Here is a 13,123-nt window from a genome sequence, read left to right on the forward strand (position 1 = left end):
TCAGGACGTGACGGCGGCGGGGAGGCGGACCTCGAAGCGGCAGCCGCCGTCGACGTTGCGCACCGCCGCCTGGCCGTCGTGGGCCTCGACGATGCCACGGACGATGGCCAGGCCCAGACCGGCGCCCGCCGGGGGTGTGCGGGCGTCGCTGCCGCGCCAGCCGGTGTCGAAGACGCGCGGAAGATCCTCCTCCGGGATCCCTCCGCAGCCGTCGGTGACCGACAGCACGACCGTGTCCGCGTCGCGCTCGGCGGACACCGCGACCGTGCCGTCCGCCGGGGTGCGGCGGACCGCGTTGACGAGGAGGTTCCCGAGCACACGGGTCATCTCCTTGCCGTCGACCTCCACCGGGACCGGGTCCACCCGGTCGCCGATCAACTGGACGCCCAGCTCACGGGCGAGCGGATCGACCCCGGCGAGGGCGTCGCCGACCAGGTCGTAGACGGAGATCCGGGTGGGGGCGAGGGAGAGCGCCCCGGCATGGATGCGGGAGAGCTCGAAAAGGTCGCCGACCATCGTGTTCAGCCGCTCCACCTCGGTACGTATCCGGCGGAGGTAGCGGTCCGGATCCGGGGCCACCCCGTCCTCCAGCGCCTCGGACATCGCGCGCAGCCCCGCCAGCGGGGTGCGCAGATCGTGGGAGATCCAGGCGACCAGCTCCCGGCGGGAGGACTCCAGGGCGCGCTCACGCTCGCGGGAGGCGGCCAGCTTGGCGCTGGTGGCGGCCAGTTCACGGCCGAGCGCGGCGAGTTCGGCGGTGGCCTGGCCGTCGGGGGCGGCGAAGCTCCCGCCGTCCCCGAAGGAGCGGGCGGCGAGGGCCAGCGCGTTGCTGCGCGCCACCACCCAGCGGCCCAGCAGCAACGCGGTGGCCAGGGACACCACGGCGGCCATGGCACAGACGGTCGTGACCACCGTCAGATCGTGCGGGGACAGGAACATCGCCCAGGCGACCGCCAGCGTCCCGGTGAGCATCGCCGTGACCGCGACGGCGGCGACGACGGCGAGCGACACCGCGACCGAACGGCCGCGCACCAGCCGCAGCGCCAACGCGCCCAGCAGACCGGCCGCCGCCGCGCCGAGGAAGGCGAACACCGCCATAAGGACCACATCACGCATCGGAGCCCGGCCCCCGTCCCTCGTCCCGCGGGGCGTCGAAGCGGTAGCCGATGCCCCATACGGTCTGGATGAGCCGGGGCGCGGCGGGATCGTCCTCGACCTTTCCGCGCAACCGCCGCACATGGACGGTGACGGTGGACAGATCGCCGAAGTCCCAGCCCCACACCTCGCGCATCAGCTCCTCGCGGGTGAAGGCCACCCCGGGGTGGCGCAGCAGAAAGGCCAGCAGATCGAACTCGCGCACGGTCAGGGCGAGCTCCCGGCCGTCCCGGGCGGCGCGCCGGGCCAGCGGGTCGAGGGTGATCCCGGCGCGGTGGGTCACCTCGCCCGGGTCGGGGCTCGGTCCGGGTCCGGGGCCGGAGCCGGACGAGCCCGGGGCCCGCGGACCGGCCCGGCCGCGGCGCAGCACCGACTCCACGCGCAGCACCAGCTCCCGGGGGCTGAACGGCTTGGTGACGTAATCGTCCGCGCCGATCTCGAGGCCGAGGATCCGGTCCTCCTCGTCGCCGCGCGCGGTGAGCATGATGACCGGCACCGGGCCCTCGTCCCGGAGCGCGCGGCACACCTCCAGCCCGTCCATGCCGGGCAGCATCAGGTCGAGGACGACCAGGTCCGGCCGGCGGGCGGCGGCGCGGGCGAGCGCCCCGGGGCCGTCGGCGGCCCGGTCCACGGCGAAGCCGGCCCGGCCGAGGTACCCGGCGACGACCTCGGCCACGGTCGGGTCGTCGTCGACGACGAGCACGCGGGTGGGAGAGGGGTTCTGCTGCATGCCCCACAGCGTGACACCGGGGGCGGCACCAGGGGGCGCCGGGAGGCCGCTGCCTGGCCGACGTCCGTGTTTCGTAAGAACCTGAAGCCGGAAATGTCGTTTTCTCCTTCGTAGTGTGGTGCGGGTGACGAACTCGACCACCCCCTGTGCGGACGTCGTCCTGCCGTGTCTGGACGAGGCCGCCGCCCTGCCCTGGGTGCTGGCCCGCATCCCCGACGGCTGGCGCGCCATCGTCGTCGACAACGGCTCCACGGACGGCTCGGCCACCATCGCCCGCGCCCACGGCGCCACCGTCGTCCACGAACCCCGCCGTGGCTTCGGCGCCGCCTGCCACACCGGGCTCCTCGCCGCCGAGGCCGACATCGTGTGCTTCTGCGACTGCGACGCCTCGCTCGACCCCGGGCTGCTGACCGCCTTCGTGCGGACCGTGGCGGCGGGCGACGCCGACCTCGTGCTGGGCCGGCGACGCCCCCAGGAGCGGGGGGCCTGGCCGGTGCACGCCCGGCTCGGCAACCTCGCGCTGACCCGCATGCTGCGCCGGCGCACCGGCCTCACGCTGGGCGACCTGGGCCCGCTGCGGGCCGCCCGGCGCGAACCGCTGCTCGCCCTCGGCCTCACCGACCGCCGCAGCGGCTACCCGCTGCAGATGGTCGTGCGAGCCGCCGACGCCGGATGGCGGATCGAGGAGCGCGCGGTGCCGTATCGGCCGCGCACCGGGAAGTCGAAGGTCACCGGCACCTGGCGGGGCACCTGGCATGCGGTGCGCGATATGCGCGCCGTGCTGCGCCAGCCGCCGGAGGCCCACGGCCTGGCCACCCCCACGAGGGCCGCGCGGTGAACGCCGCGCCACACGAGGGTGCCCACGCGAACGGGACGACACTGCTCATCATCGCCAAGGAGCCGGTGCCCGGACGGGTGAAGACCAGGCTCACTCCCCCGTACACCCCCGCCGAGGCCGCCCTGCTCGCCGAGGCGTCCCTCGCCGACACCCTGCACGCCGCGCTCGCCATGCCCGCCCTGCGCCGGGTGCTGGTGCTCGATGGCCGACCCGGGCCGTGGCTGCCGCCGGGATTCGAGGTGGTGGGGCAGTGTGACGGTGGTCTGGACGAACGACTCGCCGCGGCCTTCGCCGCCTGCCGGGGCGCCACCCTGCTGATCGGCATGGACACCCCGCAGGTCACCCCCGCGCTCCTCGCCCCCGCGCTCAGCCCGGGGAGTTGGCACGACTGCGACGCCTGGTTCGGCCCGGCCGCCGACGGTGGCTTCTGGGCCTTGGGCCTGGCGGAACCGGACCCCGAACTGCTGCGGGGCGTGCCGATGTCCACCGCCACCACCGGTGCCGCCCAGCGGCGCCGGCTGACGGACGCGGGGCTGCGGGTGCGCGACCTGCCGGTGCTGCGCGACGTGGACACGGCCGAGGACGCCGTATCGGTGGCGTCCGACGCCCCGGGCGGGCGGTTCGCCCGGACCCTCGCCCGTCTGTCGTCCCGGACCACCACCCGATGAGCACGGCCGAGACGGTGCGCGACGGATCGGTGCGCGAGGGGTCCGTACACGACGGATCGGTGCGCGAGGGATCCGTACACGATGTGTCTGTGCGCGATGGAGCGGTGCACGATGGAGCGGTGCACGAGCGGACGCCCGCTCGCCGCGCGGCCGCACCCTGGCACGCCGATCCCTATGTCCGAGCGCTCCACGCGGGCCGAGGGCCGCTGTTCCTGCGCCGGGCCGACGGCTGGATGCTGCCCTTGGACGTCGAACGCTGGTGTGCGGACGCCGACGCGGCCGACCGCACCGTGCTGCGGCGCTGCCGGGGCCCGATACTCGACATCGGCTGCGGACCCGGCCGTCTGGTGGCCGCGCTGGCTCTGCACGGCCACCCCTGTCTGGGCATCGACGTCAGCCAGGCCGCGGTCGCCCGTACGGTCCGCGCGGGCGGGCCCGCGCTGTGCCGCTCGGTCTTCGAACCGCTGCCCGGCGAGGGACGCTGGGGCACGGCGCTGCTGATCGACGGCAATATCGGCATCGGCGGCGATCCGCGTGCCCTGCTGGCGCGCGTCGCCCAGCTCATGGCCCCCGACGGGCTGCTGATCGTGGAGGCCGCCGCGGCGGATGTGGACGAGCGGGTGCGGGTGCGGGTGGACGACGGCCGGGGCGATGTGGGAACGGCCTTCCCCTGGGCCCGCGTCGGCGTCCGGGCGCTGCTGCGGCACGCACACGCGGTGGGCTGGAGCCCGGTCGAGCAGTGGACCGCGCGGGACCGAGGCTTCGTATCGCTGCGCCGCACACCGCCCCTGCCCCGGTCCGGCACGGAGCGCTGAGCCGTGCCCGGATCGCCGCGCCGCCTGCTGCGGCCCGGCCGACTCGCCCGGTGGACCGGCCGGGCGCCCGATCAGGCGTCCCGGCCACACTCCGACCCGGGCCACTCCGTCCCCGGCCACTCCGTCCCGGGCCCTCGGCCATCGGCCCGCGATCGCCCCGCACCACCGCCCGACGGCGCGGACGAGCCCCGTCCACCTGAGCGCCCCACCCCGCCCGCGCGGGTACGGACCACGGCGCCCGCGCGCCCCACCCCGCCCGCGCGGGTGCAGACCACGGCGCCCGCGCGGGCCACCCCGCCAACGCGGGGGCGGACCGCCCGCCGCTGGATCACCCCGCTCGCTCTGGCCACGCTGCTCGGCTCGCTCACCGCCGTCCTCACCCTCACCTTCCACAGGGACGACTTCCACACCGCGCCCGGCGCGCTGTCCCGCTGGTACGCCATCGCCTGGGCGCTGTTCGCCGCGGCCGCCTGGACCGTCCGCCGCCTGGGCGCCCGTCAGGCCGCGGTGTTCGTGCTCGTGGGCAGCGCGGCGGTCGCCGCCACGGGTCTGCTCGCCCCGCCGCGCACCAGCACCGACGCCTACCGCTACGCCTGGGACGGACGCGTGCAGGCCGCGGGCATATCTCCCTATGACCACGCGCCCGAGGACCCCGCGCTCGCTTCGCTGCGCGACCGCTGGCTCTTCCCGCAGGGCTCCGCCTGCCATGGCCCCGACCGCGCCCCGGTCCGCCCCGCACCCGAACATCCCACGCCCGAACATCCCACGCCCGAACGCCCCACGCCCGGCGCCGTCCCGCACGCCGATCCGGAGCCCGATCACCCGCCAAGCGCCGCCGCCGAGCCGCAGTGCACGCGCCTGAACCGCCCCTCGGTCCATACGATTTATCCTCCCGCCGCAGAGGGCTATTTCTTGCTTGTACACCGCTCGGCGCCGTCAGGTTCCACCCTCCTCCCCCTCCAGACCGGCGGCGCGCTGCTGTCCGTCGCCACCACCGCCGTGCTGCTCGTCGCGGCACGGCGCCGCCGCGATCCGCGCCTCGCGACCGCCCGCGCCGCGCTCTGGGCCTGGTGCCCGGCCGTACCGGTGGAGGCGGTGAACAACGCGCATGTCGACGCGCTGGGGGTGCTGTTGACCGTCGCGGGCCTCGTCGTCGTCCCCCGCCGCCGCGCCCTCGGCGGGGCGCTGCTCGGCGCGGCGACCGCGGCCAAGCTGCTGCCCGCCGTGGCCCTGCCCGGCGCGCTCTCCGGCGTCCTCGCCACGGGCACCGGCGTCTTCGCCACGAGCACCGGCAGCCCCGCCTCACCGGCCAGGCGGACCCGCCGGGCCGCGGCCGTCGTGCTGCCCGCCACCGCCGCCGTCGCGCTCGGCTACCTCCCGTACGTCCTGCTCTCGCGCTCCTCCGTCCTCGGCTATCTCACCGGCTATGTGGCGGAGGAGGGCTATGAGACGGGCTCCACCGCCGCCGACGACAAGAACCGCTACGCGCTGCTGCGCCTGCTCCACCCCGACCCGGAGGCCTGGGCCCTCCCCGTGATCGCCGCCGTCCTGCTCGTGGTCGTGGTCCGGGTGCTGCTGCGCGGCGATCCCCAACGGCCCTGGGGCGGCGCGCTGGTGGTGACCGGGGCCGCGTTCCTGCTGATGACGCCCGGCTACCCCTGGTACGCACTGCTGGTGGTGGCGCTGGTGGCCCTCGACGGGCGCTGGGAGTGGCTCGGCCTGCCGCTCGCGGGAGTCGCCCAGTATGTGACGGCCCGTGCGGTGGACGACGGCGCGTGGGTCGGGACGCTGGGGTACGCGGTCGCCGCTGCGGCGGTCATGGCCGGCTGGGCCCTGCGGGCCCGACGGGCCGTTTCCGCTCCCCGGCCGAAGCGGCCGAAGCGGCCGAACCCGTCCCCGCGGCCTACGCCTCCCCACCCCGAGCCCCCGGGCGACGCCGCCACCCCCGGATCGCCGCCCGGATCACCAGCCACAGGGCCGAGGCCCCGAAGAGCACAGCGGTGATCAGCAGCCAGCGCGGCCAGAAGACGTCGGCGCTCAGCCCGGTCGCGTTCTCATAGCGGCGCTCCTGCCGCCCGAGGATCAGCGGGAACCACACCAGCAGCAGCACACCGGAGACGAAGGCGGGCACCCGCACATAGTTGGTCCACGCATGGTTGGTCCCCCGCGCCGGGGCCGGGAGCACGGCCGCCACCGCACGGTCGGCGAGCGCGTACAGCGGAAGCAGCACGAGGTCATGGAGGACGGCGGCGCCGACGAACCACAGCGCGATCCCGAACCAGTCGCCGCTCAGCAGCCTGAGCCCGGCGTAGCCGGTCAGCGCGAAGGAGCACAGCAGCAGCACCAGCCGCAGCGGCGACTCCCCGTCCAGCCGCCGCAGCCCAGCACGGCTCCGCCCGAGGAACCTCACACCGTACCCCCGAAGTCCGAGGTACCTCACGCCATCCCCCCGAAGTCCGGGAATCCTCACGCCGTCCCCCCGAACGTCAGCCGCCCGACCCACTTGGTGTTGTGCACACCCGGGGCCCCGGGCACGATCACCCTCGCCGGATAGCCGTGGTCCGGCGACAGATCCGCGCCGTTGACCTTCAGCGCCAGCAGCGAGCGCGGGTCGCGGACCTGGTGCTCGCTCAGCACGACGCTGCGGAAGGAGCCGTGCCGCTGCACCGACTCCACCAGGACCCTGGGCGGCCGGTCGGCATGCCCCACCAGCGCGGCGAGGTCCGCCAGCCGTACCCCCTCCCACCGCTGGTCGGCCGTGGACCACCCCTCCACGCAGGCGATGGGCAGCGCCGCGCCGTGGTTCTCCAGCCGCAGCAGCCGCTCCCGGGTGAGGACGGTCTCGTGGCCCGCCGCGCCGCGCACCACCAGCCGCCAGTCGGGCCCGATGTCGCGGGCGCGGATGCCGACGGCCACGGTGGTCTTGTTGATCTGGAAGCCGTTCGGCCCCCGGCCCGGCTCGCGCCCGTGCGGGGCGAGCAGCGCGCTCGTGCGCAGCGGGCCGCCGATGCTCTGACCGGCCGTCACCACCAGCAGCGCGAAGGAGCCGGTGCCGACCATGGCGAGCGCGCCCCGCCGCGACATGGTCGGCGCGGCGGGCCGCGGGCTGACCAGGCCGGTCTCGTCGGGCGGCTCCGGCCGGGTGTCGGAGGTGCGGGTGCGCAGCTCGGCCCGCAGCTCGCGGCTCCGCAGCGTCCGCACCATGAGCGGGAGCCGCAGCGCCACATGGACCACGAGGGCTCCCATGAAGATCCACGCCCCGTAGAAGTGCAGCGGGTAGAAGGAGCCGGGGAAGATGTAGTCCAGCTGGACGTTGAGCACGCCGGTGGCGAACTCGAACAGTCCCCCGCCGACCAGCAGGAGCAGCGAGAGCCGCTCCAGCGCGTGCCCCAGGGACCGCACCGGCGGCCAGGCGAACAGCTTGGGGATGACCGACCACAGCTTGGCCAGCAGCACGGGGACGAGCACGACCCCGAGCGTGACGTGCACCCCCTGGGTGACGCGGTAGAGCCAGGAGGGGTCGGTCGGCCAGGAGAAGAGGTAGAAGCCCAGCAGCCCCTTGTCCGGTGTCTTGTCGTTGACCGGGGACAGATCGGGGTTGTAGGCGGCGTACGACAGCAGTCCGGTCACGAAGAGCACGGGGATGCCGAAGAGCAGGACCAGGCCGAAGACGGACGTCAGCCAGGGGCCGCGCAGCGGGCTGCGCCACAGGGCGCGGCGATCACGTTCGGTGCGGGGAGGGTGGCTCATGGCATGACCGTAGGACCGCCGCACCGCCTCCAGTCGCCTTGAGCCCATGACGAAACGGTGACGTCACGGGCCCTGGCGGGAAGATCTGACGGTCCGGTGACGGCGCGCGGCGCGGCGGCCCGGTGGCGGGCTCGGCGACGTAGCGTGACGTCGTGAAGCTCCCTCTCCGCAACGGCGTCGACATCCAGCCCGTCCAGGACGACACGCGGACCGGCCGTCGCCGTGACGTGCTCGCCGCCGCTGCCGCCGTCGCGCTCTTCGCCGTCGCCGCCGTCGTCGGCACCCTGATCCAGCGGGCCGATCACTCCCTGTACGTCGACTGGGCGCCGCTGTACGCCGACTGGCTGCCCCATGTGGGCGCCGGTACGCCCCTCGCCCTGGCCGTCGCCGCGGCGGTCGTCCTCCACGGCCACCGGCTCGCGGCGCGGCTGCCGTGGCGGGGGCTGCTGGGGGCCGTCTGGGCGGCGGCCATGGCCTGGATCTGGTCGCTGGCACTGGTCGACGGATGGCGGCGCGGGGTGGCGGAGCGGCTCACGGCGCGCCATGAGTATCTGCGCGGCATCGACCGGTTCCAGGACATCGGCGCGGCCCTGCGCGGCTTCACCGGCCATATCCTGCTCACTCAGCCCGACCACTGGCCCGCCCATATCGCGGGCCATCCGCCGGGCGCCGTGCTCACCTTCGTGGGCCTGGACCGGCTGGGCCTGGGCGGCGGCGGCTGGGCGGGGGCCTTCTGTATCACCGTGGGCGGCTCGGCGGCGGTGGCGGTCCTGGTCACGCTGCGCGCCCTGGGGCAGGAGCGGGCGGCGCGTACGGCCGCCCCGTTCCTGGTCCTGGCGCCCGGGGCGGTCTGGGTGGGCGCCTCGGCCGACGGCTACTTCGCGGCCGTCGCGGCCTGGGGGCTCGCGCTGCTGGCGCTCGCGGCGACGCGTACGGTCCGGGCGCCCGGGGCGGTCGCGCTGGGCGCCGGGCTGCTGCTGGGGCTGACGGCCTATCTCTCGTACGGGCTGACGCTGCTGGCACTGCCCGCCGCCGCCGTACTGCTGCTGGCCCGCACCGCGCGGCCACTGCCCTTCGCGCTGACCGGGGTGGCGGTGGTGGCGGGGGCGTTCACGCTGGCCGGGTTCCGGTGGTGGGAGGGGTACTCCCTGCTGGTCGAGCGCTACTACCAGGGCGTGGCCTCCGATCGCCCGTACGCGTACTGGGTCTGGGCCAATCTGGCCGTCGCGTCGGTGGTCGCCGGTCCCGCCTGTGTCGCGGGCGCGCGGCGGATGGTGTCGGCGGTGCCCGACGCCGCCCGTCGGCTGCGCCCGGGCAGGCCGGTCGGCCCGGACGGGCTCGTCGTGCTGACCTTCGCCGCGCTGCTCGCGCTCGTCGTGGCCGATCTGTCCGGGATGAGCAAGGCCGAGACGGAGCGGATCTGGCTTCCCTTCCTCGTGTGGCTGCTGCCCACCACCGCGCTGCTGCCCGTCTGTGATCGCCGCCGATGGCTCCTGGTCCAGGCCTGCCTCTCACTGCTCGTCAATCACCTGCTTTTGACCGGTTGGTGAGGATGACCGATGTGAAGGGCACGTGATACTTCTGTGATACTGAGGGGGACGTACATCTGTACTGTTGCCAGGGGGCGGGACCCGTGAAGGCGCTGAAGATCGTGAAAGCGTTGAAGGCTTTAAGCGCGAGGAACGCCTATGGCGTGGCCGCGCCCATAGGCGCGCTGACGGCCGTGGCCGTCGTGGTGGCGCTGCTGATAGCCCTGACCTCGCCGGGGGACGCGGGGGGCGCGCAGGACGGGAACCTCCCCGCGGCCGCGGCGTCCCCCAAGTCGGACCGGGTCCCCAAGGAGCCCAAGAAGGAAGACGAGTACGCCCATTGGGACGGCAAGACCAAGGTGCTCGGGGACGGCTCGACGTCCTACACCGGACCGCAGCCGCATCAGCTCAAGCCCGAGAAGCTCAAACCCGGTGAGAAGCCGCCTCAGTTCGTGATCTTCTCCTGGGACGGCGCGCTGGAGAACGACGACCATCTCTTCTCCCGCTTCCGCGAGGTGGCCAAGGAGACCAACGCCACCATGACGTTCTTCCTGAGCGGCATGTATCTGCTGCCCAAGTCGAAGAGCGACCTCTATCGGCCGCCCCAGCACAAGCCGGGCTCGGCCGCCATATCCTTCCCCACCGACGAGCACATCAGGGAGACCCTGGAGCAGTTGCGCGGGGCCTGGCTGGACGGCAATGAGATCGGCTCCCACTTCAACGGCCACTTCTGCGGCGCCAAGGGCGGGGAGGACTGGTCCACCGAGGAGTGGAAGAGCGAAACGGAGCAGGCGTATTCGTTTGTGAAGCAGTGGAAGACGAACACCGGCTTCACCGACATCAAACCGCTGCCGTTCGACTATGACGTGGAGCTGGTGGGCGGGCGCGCGCCGTGCCTGGAGGGCCAGAAGACGCTGATTCCGGCGATCAAATCCCTCGGCTGGCGCTATGACGCGAGCTCCCCGGGCGACTTCCAGCTCTGGCCGTCCAAGATCGATGGCATCTGGAACTTCCCGCTGCAGCTGGTGCCGTACCCGGAGAGCGAGAAGCAGGTCCTCTCGATGGACTTCAACTTCCTCTTCAACCAGTCCGGTGACAGCACCGAGGGCGATCCGGGGAAATACGCGGAGTGGGAGCGGCTGACCCGCCAGGGATATCTGAACGGATTCGAGCGGGTCTACAACGGCAGCCGGGCGCCGCTGTTCATCGGCAATCACTTCGAGACCTGGAACGGCGGCATCTATATGCAGGCCATCGAGGACGTGATGAGGAGCGTCTGCCGCCGCGACGGAGTGCGGTGCGTGTCGTTCAAGCAGCTCGCCGACTGGCTGGACGCCCAGGACCCGAAGGTGCTCTCGAAGCTGCGGATGCTGGACCCGGCGGAATCGCCGGACTGGTCCACGTACACCAAGACCAAGTAAGCGGTCCCGTTGCGGGGCCCATTCCGCCGGTGCGGCTCATGCCGGGGCGGCTCATGCCGCGATAGCTCATTCCGCCGCCCCGTCCGTCATATAGCTCTTCCAGATGTCCATGGGGTAGGTGTCGCCCGAAGTATCGGCGCCTCCCCCGCCCATTCCCTTCAGCGGCATCAGCTCCTGCGACTTGGGGTCCACCCGGGACAGCGAGACCGCCGTCGAAAGCTTCTTGGTGTACCCGACGAACCAGGCGGAGGTGCCGTCCTGCGCCGTGCCGCCCTTACCGGCCACCTCGCCACCACCCACGGCGGCCTCGCGCGCCGAACCGTCCGGGCTCTGGACCGCGCCGCGCAGCGCGTCGTCCACCTGCGCCGCGACCGCCGCGCTGAAGGCGCGCTTGGCGCCGTCCTTGCGCAGCTCGAGCTTTTCCCCGCCGTGGGTGAGCCCGCTCACCGAGTACGGCGCGTAGTGCGTGCCTTCGGCCGCGAACGTCCCGTAGGCGCTGGCCATACGGATCGAGCTGGGGGTCGCGGTGCCGAGCGAGAACGCTGGCACCCGCGCGCCGAAGCTGCTCGGCAGCAGCCCCGCGTCGATGGACGCCTGCCGGACCCGGTCCAGGCCGACGTCCATGCCCAGCTGGATCATCGGGGTGTTGATGGACCGCACGATCGCCTGGCGCAGCGAGACCTGCCCATAGGAGGCGTCGTCGTCATTGGTGGCCCGCACGATCTTGCCGCCGCGGTCCCAGTACGGGCCCTCGGGCGTATGCACCGCGATCTTGTTGTCGCCGTCGTAGAGCGTGGAGGGCGTCACGGGCGTCCGCGCGCCGTTGCGCTCCAGCAGGACGCCGTCGCGCAGCGCCGCGGCGTAGACGAAGGGGGTGAAGGAGGTGCCGGCCGGGACGGTGGAGGCGTTCGCGTCGTTGAATCCCTGCTCCAGATAGCCGGGGCCGCCGTACAGGGCGCGTATGGCGCCTCCCGGGGCCACCGAGGCCGCGCCTATGCGCACATGGCGGTCCTCGGGGCGCTGCTCGGGGTCGAGGTCGTCCCGGGTGTTCTTCACCGCCTTGGCGAGCGCCTGGACCTTCGGCTTCTCGAAGGTGGTGTGGATCTGATAGCCGCCCAGGTCGAAATCGGCGTCGGATATGTCGGTGTGGGAGCTGATATACGCCTTGGCCGTCTCCACCAGATAGCCGACCTGGCCGGTGAGCCCCACCGGCCTGGGCTGTGCCTTGGGCTCGGGGAACGTCGTATAGCGCGCCCGCTCGGACTTGGACAGCTTCCCGATGTCCACCATCCGGTCCAGCACCCACTTCCAGCGGTCGACGGCCCGCTTGTGGTTCTTCGCGCTGAGCGTCGGATCGAAGGTCCCGGCGCCCTTGAGCAGCGAGGCGAGCAACGCGCCCTCGCTCGCGTTGAGTTCCGAGACGTCCTTGCCGTAGTACGCGTACGCCGCCCGCTGAATGCCGTAACTGCCGCGCCCGAACCAGCTGGTGTTCAGATAGCGCTGGAGGATCTCCCGCTTGCTCATCCGGTCGTCCAGCTTGATGGCCATGAACATCTCGGTGAGCTTGCGGGAGAAGGTCTGACGCTGATTCAGATAGGCGTTCTTCACATACTGCTGGGTGATGGTCGAGCCGCCCTGTGTCTCACCGCCCGTCACCATCCGCGTCACCGCGCGCATCAGCCCGCTCGGGGACACTCCGCTGTCGGTGTAGAAACTGGCGTTCTCGGCGGCCAGCACCGCCCACTGGACGTCGTCCGGCACCTTGTCCAGCGGCACTTCCTGCCGGTTGACCGGGCCGGTGCGGGCCATCTCGGTGCCGTCGGCCCAGTAGTAGACGTTGTCCTGCTGGGTGGCGAAGTCGTTGAGGTTCTTCGGGATGTCGGTCTGCAGATACAGAAAGCTCAGCAGACCGGTCAGACTGCCGAGGCAGAACAGGAACAGCAGGGATATCTGACGCCACGACGGCAGCCATCGCGTCACACCGCGCCGCCCCGCCCGGGGATAGTCCAGCCGGATCCGCGCGGCCGCCCAGCGGCGCAGCCGCATCCCCCGGCTCCTCGAGGGCGGCTTACGGCGGTGCTTGCGGTGCTTCCCCATGGCGTTGTCGCTGCTGCCCAGCACGTGTTTCCCCCACGCTCGCTCCGCGCGCGGGCGCGGCACAAAGGTGTGATCTTCCATCCCCCCAGACCAGACCGATCCTATTTTCCCTTCCGAACG

Annotated in this window: 11 protein-coding genes; 6 read left to right on the forward strand and 5 right to left on the reverse strand. The window is 73.0% G+C overall.

Annotated features, from left to right (window positions below; genetic code table 11):
* The gene (locus LIV37_RS14330; RefSeq protein ID WP_121825482.1) at window positions 1–1,116 is read right to left on the reverse strand and encodes a sensor histidine kinase; all 1,116 of its coding nucleotides are present in this window, start codon (window positions 1,114–1,116) and stop codon (window positions 1–3) included.
* On the reverse strand, window positions 1,109–1,885 hold the full coding sequence (locus LIV37_RS14335; RefSeq protein WP_020867844.1) for a response regulator transcription factor: 777 nt from the start codon (window positions 1,883–1,885) through the stop codon (window positions 1,109–1,111). The genes LIV37_RS14330 and LIV37_RS14335 overlap by 8 nt, the downstream gene beginning before the upstream one ends.
* Before the next feature lie 115 nt (window positions 1,886–2,000).
* Between LIV37_RS14335 and LIV37_RS14340 the strand changes: the two genes are divergently transcribed.
* Genes LIV37_RS14340 through LIV37_RS14355 form a run of 4 tightly spaced genes read left to right on the forward strand, consistent with a single transcriptional unit; the run spans window position 2,001 to window position 6,210 of the window.
* The gene (locus tag LIV37_RS14340) at window positions 2,001–2,723 is read left to right on the forward strand and encodes a glycosyltransferase family 2 protein (RefSeq protein ID WP_121825481.1); all 723 of its coding nucleotides are present in this window, start codon (window positions 2,001–2,003) and stop codon (window positions 2,721–2,723) included.
* On the forward strand, window positions 2,720–3,391 hold the full coding sequence (locus tag LIV37_RS14345) for a TIGR04282 family arsenosugar biosynthesis glycosyltransferase (RefSeq protein ID WP_020867846.1): 672 nt from the start codon (window positions 2,720–2,722) through the stop codon (window positions 3,389–3,391). Before LIV37_RS14340 ends, LIV37_RS14345 begins: the two co-directional genes overlap by 4 nt.
* Entirely contained in the window at window positions 3,388–4,206 is an 819-nt protein-coding gene (locus tag LIV37_RS14350; protein ID WP_020867847.1) for a methyltransferase domain-containing protein, read from the forward strand. Before LIV37_RS14345 ends, LIV37_RS14350 begins: the two co-directional genes overlap by 4 nt.
* A 3-nt stretch (window positions 4,207–4,209) precedes the next feature.
* On the forward strand, window positions 4,210–6,210 hold the full coding sequence (locus LIV37_RS14355) for a glycosyltransferase 87 family protein (protein ID WP_373920618.1): 2,001 nt from the start codon (window positions 4,210–4,212) through the stop codon (window positions 6,208–6,210).
* On the opposite strand, the gene LIV37_RS14360 is transcribed toward LIV37_RS14355, so the two are convergent.
* Window positions 6,110–6,616: a hypothetical protein gene (locus LIV37_RS14360; RefSeq protein ID WP_121825480.1), complete on the reverse strand. Its 507-nt coding sequence runs from the start codon at window positions 6,614–6,616 to the stop codon at window positions 6,110–6,112. The genes LIV37_RS14355 and LIV37_RS14360 overlap by 101 nt on opposite strands.
* A 56-nt stretch (window positions 6,617–6,672) precedes the next feature.
* Window positions 6,673–7,956, reverse strand: a complete 1,284-nt coding sequence (locus LIV37_RS14365) for a molybdopterin-dependent oxidoreductase (protein WP_020867849.1) — start codon at window positions 7,954–7,956, stop codon at window positions 6,673–6,675.
* Between the two features lie 152 nt (window positions 7,957–8,108).
* Between LIV37_RS14365 and LIV37_RS14370 the strand changes: the two genes are divergently transcribed.
* Window positions 8,109–9,506, forward strand: a complete 1,398-nt coding sequence (locus tag LIV37_RS14370; protein WP_020867850.1) for a hypothetical protein — start codon at window positions 8,109–8,111, stop codon at window positions 9,504–9,506.
* A gap of 143 nt (window positions 9,507–9,649) precedes the next feature.
* Window positions 9,650–10,906 carry a polysaccharide deacetylase family protein gene (locus tag LIV37_RS14375; RefSeq protein WP_020867851.1) on the forward strand — a complete coding sequence of 419 codons (1,257 nt, stop codon included), beginning with the start codon at window positions 9,650–9,652 and terminating at the stop codon, window positions 10,904–10,906.
* 66 nt (window positions 10,907–10,972) lie between these two features.
* Here LIV37_RS14375 and LIV37_RS14380 read toward each other — a convergent pair whose 3' ends face one another.
* Window positions 10,973–12,952, reverse strand: coding sequence for a transglycosylase domain-containing protein (locus tag LIV37_RS14380; protein WP_020867852.1), 1,980 nt, complete (start codon window positions 12,950–12,952; stop codon window positions 10,973–10,975).
* Window positions 12,953–13,123: the final 171 nt, after the last annotated feature.

Origin of the sequence: Streptomyces rapamycinicus NRRL 5491, assembly GCF_024298965.1 — a bacterium.
Classification (GTDB): domain Bacteria; phylum Actinomycetota; class Actinomycetes; order Streptomycetales; family Streptomycetaceae; genus Streptomyces; species Streptomyces rapamycinicus.

What these genes read in the sequence shown, in the direction of transcription:
- LIV37_RS14330 (WP_121825482.1), bottom strand. Translation starts at nt 1,116, where the DNA reads ATGCGTGATGTGGTCCTTATGGCGGTGTTCGCCTTCCTCGGCGCGGCG.
- LIV37_RS14335 (WP_020867844.1), bottom strand. Translation starts at nt 1,885, where the DNA reads ATGCAGCAGAACCCCTCTCCCACCCGCGTGCTCGTCGTCGACGACGAC.
- LIV37_RS14350 (WP_020867847.1), top strand. Translation starts at nt 3,388, where the DNA reads ATGAGCACGGCCGAGACGGTGCGCGACGGATCGGTGCGCGAGGGGTCC.
- LIV37_RS14365 (WP_020867849.1), bottom strand. Translation starts at nt 7,956, where the DNA reads ATGAGCCACCCTCCCCGCACCGAACGTGATCGCCGCGCCCTGTGGCGC.
- LIV37_RS14380 (WP_020867852.1), bottom strand. Translation starts at nt 12,952, where the DNA reads ATGCGGCTGCGCCGCTGGGCGGCCGCGCGGATCCGGCTGGACTATCCC.